The sequence below is a fragment of the Escherichia sp. WS1368 genome (genome assembly GCF_046487485.1).
GTDB lineage: Bacteria > Pseudomonadota > Gammaproteobacteria > Enterobacterales > Enterobacteriaceae > Escherichia > Escherichia coli.
Genome location: NZ_JBJQJI010000018.1, coordinates 54,709 through 67,936 on the forward strand (window position 1 = coordinate 54,709; position 13,228 = coordinate 67,936).

Annotated in this window: 13 protein-coding genes; 7 read left to right on the forward strand and 6 right to left on the reverse strand. The window is 50.5% G+C overall.

What is annotated here, in order from left to right; all coding sequences use genetic code 11:
- Positions 1–772: 772 nt before the first annotated feature.
- Together ychF and pth are read right to left on the reverse strand one after the other, a co-directional pair.
- Complete coding sequence (gene ychF / locus ACJHYD_RS21340; protein WP_001550995.1) at positions 773–1,864, reverse strand: redox-regulated ATPase YchF; 1,092 nt, start codon at positions 1,862–1,864, stop codon at positions 773–775.
- 116 nt (positions 1,865–1,980) lie between these two features.
- Positions 1,981–2,565, reverse strand: coding sequence for an aminoacyl-tRNA hydrolase (pth, locus tag ACJHYD_RS21345; RefSeq protein WP_000152933.1), 585 nt, complete (start codon positions 2,563–2,565; stop codon positions 1,981–1,983).
- A 277-nt stretch (positions 2,566–2,842) separates the two neighbouring features.
- Here pth and ychH point away from each other — a divergent pair, with 277 nt between their 5' ends.
- Positions 2,843–3,121, forward strand: a complete 279-nt coding sequence (gene ychH, locus ACJHYD_RS21350) for a stress-induced protein YchH (protein WP_000823885.1) — start codon at positions 2,843–2,845, stop codon at positions 3,119–3,121.
- Positions 3,122–3,175: 54 nt separating this feature from the next.
- On the opposite strand, the gene dauA is transcribed toward ychH, so the two are convergent.
- The 4 genes from dauA to lolB all read right to left on the reverse strand — a co-directional run bounded on the left by dauA (position 3,176) and on the right by lolB (position 7,552).
- Positions 3,176–4,855: a C4-dicarboxylic acid transporter DauA gene (dauA, locus tag ACJHYD_RS21355; protein ID WP_410228830.1), complete on the reverse strand. Its 1,680-nt coding sequence runs from the start codon at positions 4,853–4,855 to the stop codon at positions 3,176–3,178.
- 124 nt (positions 4,856–4,979) lie between these two features.
- A complete protein-coding gene (prs, locus tag ACJHYD_RS21360; protein ID WP_001298109.1) occupies positions 4,980–5,927 on the reverse strand; it encodes a ribose-phosphate diphosphokinase in 948 nt (315 codons plus the stop codon).
- A gap of 150 nt (positions 5,928–6,077) precedes the next feature.
- Positions 6,078–6,929, reverse strand: coding sequence for a 4-(cytidine 5'-diphospho)-2-C-methyl-D-erythritol kinase (gene ispE, locus ACJHYD_RS21365; protein ID WP_001260323.1), 852 nt, complete (start codon positions 6,927–6,929; stop codon positions 6,078–6,080).
- On the reverse strand, positions 6,929–7,552 hold the full coding sequence (gene lolB, locus ACJHYD_RS21370) for a lipoprotein insertase outer membrane protein LolB (RefSeq protein WP_001130692.1): 624 nt from the start codon (positions 7,550–7,552) through the stop codon (positions 6,929–6,931). The genes ispE and lolB overlap by 1 nt, the downstream gene beginning before the upstream one ends.
- 213 nt (positions 7,553–7,765) lie before the next feature.
- Here lolB and hemA point away from each other — a divergent pair, with 213 nt between their 5' ends.
- From hemA to kdsA, 6 genes are read left to right on the forward strand one after another with little or no spacing between them, the layout of a single operon-like run.
- Positions 7,766–9,022, forward strand: coding sequence for a glutamyl-tRNA reductase (hemA, locus tag ACJHYD_RS21375; protein WP_001299679.1), 1,257 nt, complete (start codon positions 7,766–7,768; stop codon positions 9,020–9,022).
- Between the two features lie 41 nt (positions 9,023–9,063).
- A complete protein-coding gene (gene prfA, locus ACJHYD_RS21380) occupies positions 9,064–10,146 on the forward strand; it encodes a peptide chain release factor 1 (RefSeq protein WP_001550996.1) in 1,083 nt (360 codons plus the stop codon).
- Positions 10,146–10,979, forward strand: coding sequence for a peptide chain release factor N(5)-glutamine methyltransferase (prmC, locus tag ACJHYD_RS21385; RefSeq protein WP_000456570.1), 834 nt, complete (start codon positions 10,146–10,148; stop codon positions 10,977–10,979). The genes prfA and prmC overlap by 1 nt, the downstream gene beginning before the upstream one ends.
- Entirely contained in the window at positions 10,976–11,368 is a 393-nt protein-coding gene (gene sirB2 / locus ACJHYD_RS21390; RefSeq protein ID WP_000200377.1) for an invasion regulator SirB2, read from the forward strand. Before prmC ends, sirB2 begins: the two co-directional genes overlap by 4 nt.
- 3 nt (positions 11,369–11,371) lie before the next feature.
- Entirely contained in the window at positions 11,372–12,181 is an 810-nt protein-coding gene (gene sirB1, locus ACJHYD_RS21395; protein ID WP_001257044.1) for an invasion regulator SirB1, read from the forward strand.
- A 35-nt stretch (positions 12,182–12,216) separates the two neighbouring features.
- Positions 12,217–13,071, forward strand: coding sequence for a 3-deoxy-8-phosphooctulonate synthase (gene kdsA, locus ACJHYD_RS21400; RefSeq protein WP_000811065.1), 855 nt, complete (start codon positions 12,217–12,219; stop codon positions 13,069–13,071).
- Positions 13,072–13,228 lie beyond the last annotated feature (157 nt).

Here is a 13,228-nt window from a genome sequence, read left to right on the forward strand (position 1 = left end):
TCTTATCATCATGATATTTGTATGGTGCAATCATGATGAGCTGCTCTGAGAATAATTCTCTATTACCGGGCAAAATCAGGAACACAGGAATTAATATATATTTAACATCCCCCTTACAAAGGTGAGTTTAGATCGAGTTATTCCCTAAGTTGTCGTTACTTACTCCAATTCGTTACTATGAATATGACAAAAACATTACAACAAACAGCGGTTAAATAATTTGGTGAATATTTTTGGTAATAATCCTAATTAGTTATGGGATTTTCGCTTGATGTATCTGCATAACAAAAACAATATGAGCCATTTTTGCATTACTAATAAGAAAAAGCAAAAAACATCGATATTCATTTTTGATCAATGGATTTTCTGGCATATCGTTATTATCGTGATACTGGTTATCATTTTCATCTTGCCAGGTTCGCACGTAATCACGTTATTCGGGGATTTTATCTGCGGGATATTACCCTTCAGGTAAGTCCTTTTCTCGCCAGCATATTGGAGCGTGATCAATATTGATCAGCTGTAAAAAGGTGTCTGATGTGCAGTGGAACACAAACTTACGTTATCTCATTGCTAATGAGATATCCCTCATCTGAACACTTATGTCTTTAATTATTCTCGTGGTTCACTATAGGCAATAAGCACAAAAGTGTAGGATGTTATAAGAATGGTTAGGACTCGGTGAAATGAAAAATCCACGCAATTGCGTGGATTTTATATACTTTTGCGCTCTTCATGAGATTTAGCGAAACCTCATGAGACAACAAATTAATTAGACGTTGAACAGGAAGTTCATTACATCGCCATCTTTAACGATGTAATCTTTGCCTTCTGCACGCATTTTGCCTGCTTCTTTCGCGCCTTGTTCACCTTTGTAAGTGATGAAATCTTCAAACGAGATGGTTTGTGCACGGATAAAGCCTTTTTCAAAATCAGTATGGATTTTGCCAGCGGCCTGCGGCGCGGTTGCACCAACCGGAATGGTCCATGCACGTACTTCTTTCACCCCAGCGGTGAAGTAAGTTTGCAGGTTCAGCAGCTTATAACCGGCACGGATCACACGGTTCAGGCCCGGCTCTTCCAGCCCAAGCTCCTGCATAAACTCGTCACGTTCTTCGTCGTCCAGTTCGGCAATGTCTGCTTCAACAGCAGCACAAACCGGAACCACAACAGAACCTTCTTTCGCCGCGATTTCACGCACCTGGTCAAGATACGGGTTGTTTTCAAAACCGTCTTCGTTGACGTTGGCGATGTACATTGTTGGTTTCAGCGTCAGGAAGCTCAGGTAACGAATAGCCGTTTTCTCTTCAGCGCTTAAATCCAGCGCGCGCAGCATACCTGCGTTTTCCAGCTGCGGCAGGCATTTTTCCAGTACCGCCAGCTCGGCTTTCGCGTCTTTATCGCCACCTTTGGCTTTCTTCTGTACGCGATGAATCGCACGTTCGCAGGTGTCGAGGTCCGCCAGCGCCAGTTCGGTGTTGATAACTTCAATATCATCAGCCGGGTTAACTTTGCCGGAAACGTGAATGATGTTGTCATTTTCAAAGCAGCGAACAACGTGACCGATCGCTTCAGTTTCACGGATGTTGGTCAGGAACTGGTTACCCAGACCTTCGCCTTTCGATGCGCCTTTTACCAGACCGGCGATATCGACAAATTCCATGGTCGTGGGAAGCGTACGCTGCGGTTTTACGATTTCAGCCAGTTGATCCAGGCGAGGGTCAGGCATTGGTACGACGCCTGTGTTCGGCTCAATGGTGCAGAATGGAAAGTTGGCCGCTTCAATACCGGCTTTGGTCAGCGCGTTGAACAGGGTAGATTTCCCGACGTTGGGCAAACCGACGATACCGCATTTGAATCCCATGATTTAAATCACCTTAATATCTTAATAATCAACCTGTTATTGCTAACAGATTGCAGAAATGGAAATAACTTTGCCTATTATACACGGCACTCGGCAAAAATGCCGCAGACAACGACTTATTGCGCTTTAAAGGCGTGCAATCGGTTCGTTGCTTTGGTCAAGCCATCTGTAAACCACATTTCAGTACAACGCGCCGCTTCGTCGATGGCTTCATCAATTAACTTCTGTTCACTAACAGGCGGTTTGCCTAATACAAAACCAACAACTTTATTTTTATCGCCCGGATGACCGATTCCGATGCGTAAACGGTGAAAGTTAGGGTTATTACCCAATTTACTGATGATGTCTTTCAGTCCATTGTGACCACCATGGCCACCGCCCAACTTAAATTTGGCGACGCCAGGAGGCAGATCCAGTTCGTCGTGGGCCACCAGAATTTCGTCCGGATTAATGCGGAAAAAACTGGCCATCGCCGCAACGGCTTTGCCGCTGAGATTCATAAATGTAGTCGGGACTAACAGGCGGACATCTTCGCCTCCAAGGGTGACTCGCGAAGTATAACCAAAGAATTTAGCCTCTTCGCGCAGCGGAGCGCGCAATCGCTCTGCCAGTAAGTCAACGAACCAGGCACCAGCATTATGTCGCGTTGCGGCGTATTCAGCGCCGGGGTTCGCCAGGCCGACAATCAATTTAATCGTCACGTTTTTTTGTCCTGAGTGTGTACATAACTGGCGCGTAGTTTACTGGTTGCGGCCCCGCTTGACAAAAAACTGCGTATCAAATGCAGATAACGCAATAATTGCCTGAGTGGACTATTAGAAAGTCAAGGTGTTCAGGCGTTTATTTGTAAAGTTTTGTTGAAATAAGGGTTGTAATTGTGATCACGCCCGCACATAACCCACAGGGTGTTGTCTATACTTTACACATAAGGAAGAGGGGTATTCCCTGTTACAACCCAGAAAGTTCCGGAGGTGACATATGAAACGCAAAAACGCTTCGTTACTCGGTAACGTGCTCATGGGGTTGGGTCTGGTGGTAATGGTGGTCGGCGTGGGGTATTCAATCCTCAACCAGTTACCACAGTTTAATATGCCCCAGTATTTCGCACATGGTGCAGTGCTAAGTATTTTCGTCGGTGCCATTCTCTGGCTGGCGGGTGCCCGTGTTGGCGGGCATGAACAGGTGTGCGACCGTTACTGGTGGGTTCGCCACTATGACAAACGTTGCCGCCGTAGCGATAATCGCCGTCATAGCTAACAAATAATGCAGTTTGCTGACCAGTCAGTTTGCGCTGACTGGTCAATCTCGTACTTATAAATCCGCCATCGCCGCGCGACGATTCGGGAAGAATGCGAGGCGTCCCGGGATCGGTTGAATGCCTGCGCGAGCCATAGTGCGCAGTGGCTGGAATTCCAGGTTGCACACGCGCAGTTCACATCCTTCGGGCAGACGCTTTACAAAACGCTGGAACGCATCAAGACCACCAGCATCAAGTACCGGAACGGCATCCCACTTCAGAATCACAATCCGTTTGCCTTCAAGACGTGACTCCAGGTCCGTGAACAAGCCTTCAGCGGCAGCAAAAAACAGCGGACCAATAACGCGCAGAACCAGAACATCGTCTGGAACGTCTACGACTACCGGTGCCAGGCGAGTCATACGTGCGATACGACGCATAAACAGTAGCGATGCCAGCACGATCCCCACGCTGATGGCAATAACCATATCAAACAGCACAGTCAGCGACATGCACAGCAGCATGACGATGATGTCATCTTTCGGCGCATGACGCAGCAAGTCGACCACTTTGTGCGTTTCACTCATGTTCCACGCCACCATCAACAGCAGGGCAGCCATGGCGGAAAGCGGCAGCCAGGAGAGCAGCGGTGCCAGTACCAGCAGGGCAAGAATAACCAGAATAGAGTGGATCACCGCCGAGATAGGGGAAGTTGCCCCGGCACGGACGTTAGCGGCAGAACGCGCGATGGCAGCTGTAGCGGTAATACCACCAAAGAACGGGGCGATGATATTCCCCAGTCCCTGTCCAACCAGTTCGCTGTTCGCTTTGTGTTTCGTTCCGGTCATACCATCCAGTACCACGGCGCAGAGCAGAGATTCGATTGCGCCGAGCATTGCCATTGAGAATGCCGCAGGCAGCAGTGTGCGAATAGAATCCCAGGTGAGGGTAAATTCTGAATTGGGCAGGTCCCACGGTAGTACCAGTTGCGGCAGCAGTTGCGGAATACCGTTACCCTGAGAACCATCTGCCAGAACGTAGTGGAATTGCGATCCGATGGTAGCAACATGCCCGCCGAGCAGGTTAACAATCCCCATCACCGCGCAACCAGCCAGCAAGGCCGGAAGGTGACCAGGCAAACGAATGCCCAGACGCGGCCAGAAAACCAGAATGCCAAGCGTCACAATGCCAATGGCAGCATCACCCACATTAATGGTCGGCAACGCCATAAATAATGCGCCGACTTTTTGTAGATAATGCTCCGGGACATGGGCCATTTGCAGACCGAGAAAATCTTTAATCTGCATGGTACCGATGGTGATCCCGATACCCGAGGTGAAACCTAAGGTCACGGAAACCGGAATATATTCAATCAAGCGTCCAAAACGTGCCAGCCCCATCAGGATCAAAAAGACACCTGACATGAGTGTCGCGACCAGCAGTCCTGCCAGTCCAAACTGTTGCGAAACGGGATAGAGAATTACCACAAATGCCGCAGTCGGACCGGAAACGCTAAAGCGTGACCCACCCGTCAGAGCAATGACAATCCCCGCAACAGCTGCGGTATATAAACCGTACTGGGGTGCCACACCACTACCAATAGCCAACGCCATTGCCAGCGGGATAGCAATAATCCCGACGGTTATCCCGGCAATCAGGTCACGGGTAAACCGTGCGGCAGTATATTTTTCTTTCCAGCAAGCGTCGATCAGAGCGCGGAAAGGCATCACATGTGAGGAAAATATTTTGTTCACAATAATGTTTCATCCGTGAGCGCATCATCTGTCAACTAAATGGCAGGTGAAGGAGGCATAGGTCATACAAATGGATATTACAGACAAAAAAACCCGCCGCAGCGGGTCTTTGAGCCGGGTTCGATTAGTGTTCGAACATGGCAGAGATCGATTCTTCGTTGCTGATACGACGAATCGCTTCGGCCAGCATACCTGACAGGGTCAGAGTACGCACGTTCGGCAGTGATTTGATTTCATCGCTCAGCGGAATGGTATCGCAGACAACGACTTCATCAATTACAGAGTTACGCAGGTTGTTCGCCGCGTTGCCAGAGAAGATCGGGTGAGTCGCGTACGCAAATACACGTTTAGCACCACGTTCTTTCAGAGCTTCAGCAGCTTTACACAGCGTACCGCCAGTATCGATCATATCATCGACCAGTACGCAGTCACGACCTGCAACGTCACCGATGATATGCATCACCTGGGAAACGTTCGCACGCGGACGACGTTTGTCGATGATTGCCATATCGGTATCGTTCAGCAGCTTAGCGATAGCGCGGGCACGCACAACGCCGCCGATGTCCGGAGAAACCACAATAGGGTTATCCAGATTCAGCTGCAGCATGTCTTCCAGCAGGATCGGGCTACCAAATACGTTATCAACCGGAACGTCGAAGAAACCCTGAATCTGTTCAGCGTGCAGATCCACTGTCAGCACACGGTCAACACCGACGCTGGAGAGGAAGTCTGCAACCACTTTCGCAGTGATTGGTACACGAGCGGAACGGACGCGACGGTCCTGGCGCGCATAGCCAAAGTAGGGGATAACAGCGGTGATACGACCTGCGGAAGCACGACGCAGGGCATCAACCATAACGACTAATTCCATCAGGTTGTCGTTAGTAGGGGCACAAGTGGACTGGATGATGAAAATATCACCACCGCGTACATTTTCGTTAATTTGTACGCTGACTTCGCCGTCGCTAAAGCGACCTACAGCGGCGTCGCCGAGTGAAGTGTACAGGCGGTTGGCAATACGTTGTGCTAGTTCCGGGGTGGCGTTACCAGCAAAAAGCTTCATATCAGGCACGAGAAGAACCTCAGGCATGCGTCCATTGGTGGAAAGAATCTGCCGAAAACTGTGCGGGCCAGGCATGATTCTTTCCAGGCGGTGTATTAAAGAGCGCGATGCAACGTCTGGAACAAGGTGACGTTGTCACCGAAACTCAGCTTGCCCGGCTTAAAGCATGGCTCTGTGCAATGGGGAAAGATTAACGCCTTTCGCCACAAAGCCATTGAGCCATTCCGGGGCTTGCTCTAGCACCTGGCGGGCTTCAGACTCTGTATCAAATTCAGCAAAGACACAGGCCCCTGTCCCAGTCAGGCGCGACGGGGCGTATTCTAACAGCCAGGAAAGCACCGCATCAACCTCGCGAAAACGTTTTCTTGCGATAACCTCGCAATCATTGCTGAATTCACATTTTAGCAACGTTTCTATTGACCTTTTTGGCGTATTGCGCGGGAGTTCAGGATCTTTAAAAATCACTGGTGTCGGAATACTTACACCAGGGTGCGCCACCAGATACCACTTCTCTGGCGGATCCACCGGCGTTAGTATTTCACCAACGCCTTCGGCAAACGCGGCATGCCCCCGAACAAAGACAGGAACATCTGCGCCCAGCGTCAGCCCCATTTCCGCCAGCTCATCCATGCTTAGCCCGCATTGCCAGAGATGATTTAATGCCACCAGGACCGTCGCGGCATTGGATGAACCACCGCCGAGACCGCCGCCCATCGGCAAACGCTTGTCAATGCTGATATCCGCACCGCTTCCCGTCGGAAGACGCCCGCTGTCTGCCGCAGTTTTCATCAACAATCGTGCTGCGCGAACGATCAGGTTATCTTCATGTTCCACGCCTTCAACGGGCGTTAACAGACGAATATCCCCATCGTCACGAAGCTCAATGCTGATGGTGTCGCCGTAATCAAGAAACTGAAACAGCGTTTGCAGCGTGTGGTAACCATCCGCACGCTGACCGGTAATGTATAAAAACAGATTAAGTTTTGCCGGAGAGGGCCACTGTGTCCGCATTATTTCACTATCCAGTTATCCATTTTTAACTTGATGCGTTGACCACCGTCGGTGAGTTCCATATTGGCTGGCATCGCAGGTTGAGTTTTTGTGTCATAACCACCGTAAACAACTTTCCAGTTTTTGCCATTCTGGCTGTAGGTGATTTCGCTCAGGCGGTACTGGTCGTCCAGTTTGTAGTCGGTTGCATCACCCGGTAAACCTAAAATCCACTGGCGCAAGCTGTTGAGCGGAATTGGCATTCCGGTCAATTTGCCAATCATCTCTTCGGCGTCATCGGCGGTATAACGCTGGCCTTTATTGTCGACTAACTGCACGTTACCCGGTTGAGCATTCAGCTCCAGTTCCGTGCTGCCTAATGGGTTAGTCAGCAGCAGACGGTAGCGATCCTGGCCAGTTTGCTGCCAGAAGAAACGGGCGTACACTTTTTGTTGGTCAGAAATATAAGCGAACGCGCCGCGAGTTTGATACTGATTAAGATTGCGCACGTCTTGCTGATGCTGACGCCATTGTGGTGAATCCGGGCTTTTGCCAGGACCTTTGGGTGTGGTAACGGAACAGGCAGTGAGCACAAGAGCAGCCAGCGGTAGCAGGCGGATAAGACGAAAATCGGGCAGGGGCATAGTGATGACAAGTCCTTGAGATACGTTGCAGTTATAACCCTTAATGCTAGCGTTACCGTCCGCTATCGTCTATGTTCAAGTTGTCTTAATTGCCAGAATCTAACGGCTTTCGGCAATTACTCCAAAAGGGGGCGCTCTCTTTTATTGATCTTACGCATCCTGTATGATGCAAGCAGACTAACCCTATCAACGTTGGTATTATTTCCCGCAGACATGACCCTTTTAGCACTCGGTATCAACCATAAAACGGCACCTGTATCGCTGCGAGAACGTGTATCGTTTTCGCCGGATAAGCTCGATCAGGCGCTTGACAGCCTGCTTGCGCAGCCGATGGTGCAGGGCGGCGTGGTGCTGTCGACGTGCAATCGCACGGAACTTTATCTTAGCGTTGAAGAGCAGGATAACCTGCAAGAGGCGTTAATCCGCTGGCTATGCGATTATCATAATCTTAATGAAGAAGATCTGCGTAAAAGCCTCTACTGGCATCAGGATAACGACGCGGTTAGCCATTTAATGCGTGTTGCCAGCGGCCTGGATTCACTGGTTCTGGGGGAGCCGCAGATCCTCGGTCAGGTAAAAAAAGCCTTTGCTGATTCGCAAAAAGGTCATATGAAGGCCAGCGAACTGGAACGCATGTTCCAGAAATCTTTCTCTGTAGCGAAACGCGTTCGCACTGAAACAGATATCGGTGCCAGTGCTGTGTCTGTCGCTTTTGCGGCTTGTACGCTGGCGCGGCAGATCTTTGAATCGCTCTCTACGGTGACGGTACTGCTGGTGGGTGCGGGCGAAACCATCGAGCTGGTGGCGCGTCATCTGCGCGAACATAAAGTACAGAAGATGATTATCGCCAACCGCACTCGCGAACGTGCCCAAATTCTGGCAGATGAAGTCGGCGCGGAAGTTATTGCCCTGAGTGATATCGACGAACGTCTGCGCGAAGCCGATATCATCATCAGTTCCACCGCCAGCCCGTTACCGATTATCGGGAAAGGCATGGTGGAGCGCGCATTAAAAAGCCGTCGCAACCAACCGATGCTGCTGGTGGATATTGCCGTTCCGCGCGATGTTGAGCCGGAAGTTGGCAAACTGGCGAATGCTTATCTTTATAGCGTGGACGATCTGCAAAGCATCATTTCGCACAACCTGGCGCAGCGTAAAGCCGCAGCGGTTGAGGCGGAAACTATTGTCGCTCAGGAAACCAGCGAATTTATGGCGTGGCTGCGTGCACAAAGCGCCAGCGAAACCATTCGCGAGTATCGCAGCCAGGCAGAGCAAGTTCGCGATGAGTTAACCGCCAAAGCGTTAGCGGCCCTTGAGCAGGGCGGCGACGCACAAGCCATTATGCAGGATCTGGCATGGAAACTGACTAACCGCTTGATCCATGCGCCAACGAAATCACTTCAACAGGCCGCCCGTGACGGGGATAACGAACGCCTGAATATTCTGCGCGACAGCCTCGGGCTGGAGTAGCAGTACATCATTTTCTTTTTTTACAGGGTGCATTTACGCCTATGAAGCCTTCTATCGTTGCCAAACTGGAAGCCCTGCATGAACGCCATGAAGAAGTTCAGGCGTTGCTGGGTGACGCGCAAACTATCGCCGACCAGGAACGTTTTCGCGCATTATCACGCGAATATGCGCAGTTAAGTGATGTTTCGCGCTGTTTTACCGACTGGCAACAGGTTCAGGAAGATATCGAAACCGCACAGATGATGCTCGACGATCCTGAAATGCGTGAGATGGCGCAGGATGAACTGCGCGAAGCTAAAGAAAAAAGCGAGCAACTGGAACAGCAATTACAGGTTCTGTTACTACCAAAAGATCCTGATGACGAACGTAACGCCTTCCTCGAAGTCCGTGCCGGAACCGGCGGCGACGAAGCGGCGCTCTTCGCTGGCGATCTGTTCCGTATGTACAGCCGTTACGCCGAAGCCCGCCGCTGGCGTGTAGAAATCATGAGCGCCAGCGAGGGTGAACATGGTGGTTATAAAGAGATCATCGCCAAAATTAGCGGTGATGTTGTATATGGTCGTCTGAAATTTGAATCCGGCGGTCATCGCGTGCAGCGTGTTCCTGCTACGGAATCGCAGGGTCGTATTCATACTTCTGCTTGTACCGTTGCGGTAATGCCAGAACTGCCTGACGCAGAACTGCCGGACATCAACCCAGCAGATTTGCGCATTGATACTTTCCGTTCGTCAGGGGCAGGTGGTCAGCACGTTAACACCACCGATTCGGCAATTCGTATTACCCACTTGCCGACCGGGATTGTTGTTGAATGTCAGGACGAACGTTCACAGCATAAAAACAAAGCTAAAGCACTTTCTGTGCTTGGTGCTCGCATCCACGCTGCAGAAATGGCAAAACGGCAACAGGCCGAAGCGTCTACCCGTCGTAACCTGCTGGGGAGTGGCGATCGCAGCGACCGTAACCGTACTTACAATTTCCCGCAGGGGCGCGTTACCGATCACCGCATCAACCTGACGCTCTACCGTCTGGATGAAGTGATGGAAGGTAAGCTGGATATGCTGATTGAACCGATTATCCAGGAACATCAGGCCGACCAACTGGCGGCGTTGTCCGAGCAGGAATAATGGAATATCAATACTGGTTACGTGAAGCAATAAGCCAACTTCAGGCGAGCGAAAGCCCGCGGCGTGATGCTGAAATCCTGCTGGAGCATGTTACCGGCAGAGGGCGTACTTTTATTCTCGCCTTTGGTGAAACGCAGCTGACTGACGAACAATGTCAGCAACTTGATGCGCTACTGACACGTCGTCGCGATGGTGAACCCATTGCTCATTTAACCGGGGTGCGAGAATTCTGGTCGTTGCCGTTATTTGTTTCGCCAGCGACCTTAATTCCGCGCCCGGATACGGAGTGTCTGGTGGAGCAGGCACTGGCGCGGTTGCCTGAACAACCTTGCCGTATTCTCGATCTCGGGACGGGTACCGGGGCGATTGCGCTGGCGCTGGCTAGCGAGCGCCCGGACTGCGAAATTACCGCTGTAGATCGTATGCCCGATGCTGTCTCTCTGGCGCAACGTAATGCCCAGAATCTGGCGATCAAAAACATCCATATTCTGCAAAGCGACTGGTTTAGCGCGCTAGCCGGGCAGCAGTTTGCGATGATTGTCAGTAATCCGCCGTATATTGACGAGCAGGACCCACATCTTCAACAAGGCGATGTTCGCTTTGAGCCGCTCACTGCGCTGGTTGCGGCAGACAGTGGAATGGCAGACATCGTGCATATCATCGAACAGTCGCGTAACGCGCTGGTATCCGGCGGCTTTCTGCTTCTGGAACATGGTTGGCAGCAGGGCGAAGCGGTGCGACAGGCATTTATCCTCGCGGGGTATCATGACGTCGAAACCTGTCGGGACTATGGTGATAACGAGCGCGTAACGCTCGGCCGCTATTATCAATGACAAGTTTTTCTACACTGCTTAGCGTTCATCTCATTAGCATTGCGCTTTCTGTAGGGCTATTAACCTTACGTTTCTGGCTACGTTATCAGAAGCATCCACAGGCATTTGCGCGCTGGACGCGCATTGTGCCGCCGGTTGTCGATACGGTGTTATTGTTAAGCGGCATTGCGTTGATGGCTAAAGCGCACATCCTGCCATTTTCCGGGCAGGCACAGTGGCTGACTGAAAAGCTGTTTGGAGTTATCATTTATATCGTTTTGGGTTTTATTGCATTCGATTATCGTCGTATGCACAGTCAGCAGGCGCGCATTATTGCCTTCCCGCTGGCGTTGGTGGTGCTGTACATCATCATTAAACTCGCCACCACAAAAGTACCGTTACTGGGGTAAGTCATGAGATCGTTAGCTGATTTCGAATTTAATAAAGCGCCATTGTGCGAAGGCATGATCCTGGCTTGCGAAGCAATCCGCCGCGATTTTCCCTCGCAAGATGTTTACGACGAACTGGAGCGTCTCGTTAGTCTGGCGAAGGAAGAAATCAGCCAGCTTCTGCCTTTAGAAGAGCAGTTGGAAAAACTGATCGCGCTGTTTTACGGCGACTGGGGATTTAAAGCCTCACGCGGCGTTTATCGCCTTTCCGATGCATTATGGCTGGACCAGGTGTTAAAGAATCGACAGGGCAGTGCGGTATCATTAGGTGCCGTTTTATTATGGGTCGCGAATCGTCTCGATTTGCCGCTATTGCCGGTGATTTTCCCGACGCAGCTGATATTGCGCATTGAATGTCCGGATGGCGAAATTTGGCTGATTAATCCTTTTAACGGTGAATCGTTAAGCGAACATATGCTGGATGTATGGTTAAAGGGAAATATCAGCCCGTCGGCGGAACTGTTTTATGAAGACCTTGATGAAGCTGATAACATTGAGGTAATCCGCAAATTGCTGGATACACTCAAAGCTTCGTTGATGGAAGAAAATCAGATGGAGCTGGCGTTACGCACCAGCGAAGCTTTATTACAATTCAACCCGGAAGATCCCTATGAAATTCGCGATCGCGGGTTGATTTATGCGCAACTGGATTGCGAACACGTTGCGTTGAACGATTTAAGTTATTTCGTTGAACAGTGTCCGGAAGACCCGATCAGCGAAATGATCCGTGCGCAAATAAATAACATCGCGCATAAACATATTGTGCTGCATTAATTAATCGACATTTTACTCAAGATTAAGGCGATCCTATGAAACAAAAAGTGGTTAGCATTGGCGACATCAACGTAGCAAATGACCTGCCGTTCGTACTGTTTGGCGGTATGAACGTGCTAGAATCTCGCGATCTGGCGATGCGCATTTGCGAGCACTACGTAACCGTGACCCAGAAACTGGGTATCCCTTACGTGTTCAAAGCCTCTTTTGACAAAGCCAACCGCTCCTCCATCCACTCTTATCGTGGACCGGGCCTGGAAGAAGGGATGAAAATCTTCCAGGAGTTGAAGCAGACTTTTGGCGTGAAAATTATCACCGACGTTCACGAACCAAGCCAGGCTCAGCCCGTTGCTGATGTTGTGGATGTGATTCAGTTGCCGGCGTTTCTTGCTCGCCAGACTGACCTGGTTGAAGCCATGGCGAAAACCGGTGCGGTAATTAACGTCAAGAAACCGCAGTTTGTCAGCCCGGGACAGATGGGTAATATCGTTGATAAATTCAAAGAGGGCGGCAACGAAAAAGTGATTCTTTGCGATCGCGGTGCTAACTTCGGCTATGACAACCTGGTTGTTGATATGCTGGGCTTCAGCATCATGAAGAAAGTGTCTGGTAATTCACCGGTGATTTTCGACGTGACCCACGCACTGCAATGCCGCGATCCGTTTGGCGCAGCTTCCGGCGGTCGTCGTGCTCAGGTGGCTGAGCTGGCACGTGCCGGTATGGCGGTAGGTCTGGCGGGGCTGTTTATTGAAGCGCATCCGGATCCGGAACATGCGAAATGTGATGGTCCATCCGCGCTGCCGCTGGCTAAACTGGAACCGTTCCTCAAGCAGATGAAAGCGATTGATGATCTGGTGAAAGGTTTCGAAGAACTGGATACCAGCAAGTAATCTTTTTTGCTTGAAAACTAAAGCCTTAGCGTTCTGCGTTAAGGCTTTTTTGTGCACAGAAAACCCCCAGCTAGGCTGGGGGTTCCGGAAAGCTTTCAGCTTTAAGCCAGTTATTAAAACCCCTTTTGATTTGTTAAAACACCTTGCGGTCTGGCAA

Coding starts and splice junctions, on each gene's coding strand:
- ychF (WP_001550995.1), bottom strand. CDS start 1,864: ATGGGATTCAAATGCGGTATCGTCGGTTTGCCCAACGTCGGGAAATCT.
- ychH (WP_000823885.1), top strand. CDS start 2,843: ATGAAACGCAAAAACGCTTCGTTACTCGGTAACGTGCTCATGGGGTTG.
- ispE (WP_001260323.1), bottom strand. CDS start 6,929: ATGCGGACACAGTGGCCCTCTCCGGCAAAACTTAATCTGTTTTTATAC.
- lolB (WP_001130692.1), bottom strand. CDS start 7,552: ATGCCCCTGCCCGATTTTCGTCTTATCCGCCTGCTACCGCTGGCTGCT.
- hemA (WP_001299679.1), top strand. CDS start 7,766: ATGACCCTTTTAGCACTCGGTATCAACCATAAAACGGCACCTGTATCG.
- prfA (WP_001550996.1), top strand. CDS start 9,064: ATGAAGCCTTCTATCGTTGCCAAACTGGAAGCCCTGCATGAACGCCAT.
- prmC (WP_000456570.1), top strand. CDS start 10,146: ATGGAATATCAATACTGGTTACGTGAAGCAATAAGCCAACTTCAGGCG.
- sirB2 (WP_000200377.1), top strand. CDS start 10,976: ATGACAAGTTTTTCTACACTGCTTAGCGTTCATCTCATTAGCATTGCG.
- sirB1 (WP_001257044.1), top strand. CDS start 11,372: ATGAGATCGTTAGCTGATTTCGAATTTAATAAAGCGCCATTGTGCGAA.
- kdsA (WP_000811065.1), top strand. CDS start 12,217: ATGAAACAAAAAGTGGTTAGCATTGGCGACATCAACGTAGCAAATGAC.